The following is a 2,461-nucleotide window of genomic DNA, read 5'->3' as shown; positions in this document are numbered from 1 at the left end:
CCGCACGCTGATCGTCCACGATCTGCCGTTAACCTGGGGTTTTCTGGTTTCCGAGGCCAAGCGCGCGATGAGTGCTGCTGCACGTGCCAACCGGCGGCGCTCCCGCAAGGGCAACCGCAAGCGCCAGCGCGTCGGGCATGTTCCGCAGCCTGCCACAATCGTCGACACGCTGGCCACTGCGCGTCGGCAAGAAGTTCCGTTCACGGATATTCGACCTGCCGGCGTGGCTCGCGCGATGGGTTTGTCAGCGATTAGTCCGGTGGCATCAGCTGTGCGTGCTGGGCGCAGCCAAGAAGAAACCACCCGCGAAACCACGCATTTATTGTGGGATATTTTTCAGCATCAGCACGAAGCCGCACAGAAGTCATCGGGCGCTGACCATGAGCTGATCGCTAGCTACCACCCGGATGATCTGCGGGCGGATCGCTGTGGTTTGCAACGCAGCCACATACGCGTGGAATCCGCCGAACGTGGTTGCTGATGAGATCGGTTATAGTCCCGATACCATCGTCACCGCGTTGACTGAGGCCGGGTTGGTGTATCGCGAGCATCTGCACCGCGGGGTATCGGTAGTAGTGTGCAATAAGACCACTGACCTGCGGGGCAAGGCTATGCACGCGGTGCGCAAAGGCATTCCGCTGCTCGGGGATACCGCTTTTTTGGATGCGCTCACCCGCGTGAAGCCACACCCGGATCCTGATGCGCCAGTGGAACAATCCACGCACCCGCGGGCGGTACCTAGCCAGCCTGCGGGGAAGGCATCCGGCAAACAACAATCCGGGAAGCAACAATCCGGCAAAGCGTCCGTGAAACAGCACCCCAAGCAGGCAGAAAAACAGAATGAAAAACCAGCAGGAAAGCAGCCACGGAAAAAGTCCCGTTCTCATAGGCGGCGCCGTAGCTCTTCGCGCAAAGGAACACCGAATCCTGCGAGTGGCGCAAACCACACATCCCACTAGTAACCACGCCTTTTTACTATCCTAGATGCCTATGACTAAGTCTTCTGCGTCGTCATCACCGTCATCGCCGGTGTCCATCGTGTCCCGTGCCCGCACGCGGGTGGCCACAACCGTCGCTCGCTTGGCGACGGTAGCCTCGCGCGCAACCGGCCGGGGAGCGGGTGGCATGATCGGCGGTTTGCTCGCGGACAAGATCGACCCGAACGTCATGCACAATCTTGCCGACGATCGCCCGGCTGTGCTGGTCACCGGCACGAACGGAAAGTCCACCACCACCCGCATGCTGGCGAATGCGCTGCGCAGTGAGTATTCCGTCGCCACGAATGAGGGCGGCGACAACATGGATGCCGGGATCATCTCTGCACTGTTGGCGGGCCGTAATGCTGAAGTCCTCGCCCTGGAGGTAGACGAACTGCACGTGCCGCAGGTTGCGGACAAGATCAATCCGCAGGCGCTAGTGCTGCTGAACCTGTCACGCGATCAGCTGGACCGCGTCGGGGAGATCAACAAGATTGAGCGCACTTTGCGCGGCGCCATTACGGCGCACCCGGACATGACTGTCATCGCGAACTGCGACGATGTGCTGATCACCTCGGTGGCTTATGACGCTCCGAACGTGGTGTGGGTAGCCGCTGGCGGCGGCTGGCTCGGTGAGTCCACCACCTGAAGCTTGCCGACGGCTCCGCCTTCGAACGCCCCACCCCAGATTGGACGATCACGGACGCGGGCATTACGCGCAGCTCGTCGCTGGACGACGCCGCGTATCCACTGAACCTGGCCCTGCCGGGCCGGGCCAACCGGGGCAACGCTACCCAGGCCATCGCCGCAGCGGTCGAGGCCTTCGGCGTCGGCTTCGAACAGGCTGTGTCCGCCACCGAGCAGGTGGATGATGTCGCCGGGCGTTATTCCACGATCACCCGCGGCGAGCATGAAATCCGCTTGCTGCTGGCGAAAAACCCGGCTGGCTGGCAAGAGGCGTTGTCCATGGTGGATCGCAGCGCCGAAGGTTTGGTGATCGCGGTGAACGGCCAGGTCGCCGACGGGGAGGATTTGTCCTGGCTGTGGGATGTCACTTTTGAGGATTTCGCCGAGCAGTCCGTGAAGGCCTCCGGTGAGCGTGGCACGGACCTGGCCGTGCGTTTGGTGTATGCCGATATCAGCCACGAGTTAATCGCTGATCCGGTGAAAGCCATCGATGCGTGCCCGGCCGGGCGTATTGAGGTGTTGGCGAATTACACTGCCTTCCGGGATTTGAAGAAGGCTTTAGAGCGCGGCGATTCTTCTGCATCAGAGACAGCGCAGGCACAGAATTCCGCGCCCGACAATTCCACCGCCCGTTCCGAGGAAGCTTAGGAGATAGCAGCGAATATGGCACACGATAAGCACAACGCTGCGGCCGGTAATAACGCTGCTGAGCGCACTGCCGAAGCCAGCCAGTCAGCGAAAAAGGCAGAGCTGAATATTGGTCTGGTACTGCCGGACGTGTTGGGCACCTACGGCGA

Annotated in this window: 1 protein-coding gene and 2 pseudogenes; all 3 read left to right on the top strand. The window is 61.4% G+C overall.

The features are described 5' to 3' along the window. Window positions 1-481: pseudogene (locus tag BKN05_RS12595) on the top strand (DNA polymerase III subunit epsilon); the annotation flags it as partial. Continuing rightward, entirely contained in the window at window positions 471-959 is a 489-nt protein-coding gene (locus tag BKN05_RS12590; RefSeq protein WP_286688796.1) for a hypothetical protein, read from the top strand. The pseudogene BKN05_RS12595 and the gene BKN05_RS12590, both read left to right, overlap by 11 nt. Before the next feature lie 31 nt (window positions 960-990). Then, window positions 991-2,312 (top strand): annotated as a pseudogene (locus BKN05_RS12585) (Mur ligase family protein). The last annotated feature ends 149 nt before the right edge of the window (window positions 2,313-2,461 follow it).

It is taken from the genome of Corynebacterium sp. S5S1, assembly GCF_001913985.1.
In the GTDB taxonomy this organism is placed as follows: domain Bacteria; phylum Actinomycetota; class Actinomycetes; order Mycobacteriales; family Mycobacteriaceae; genus Corynebacterium; species Corynebacterium marquesiae.
The sequence above is the reverse complement of the archived record's forward strand: the minus strand, read 5'-3'. Positions and strand labels throughout refer to the sequence as shown.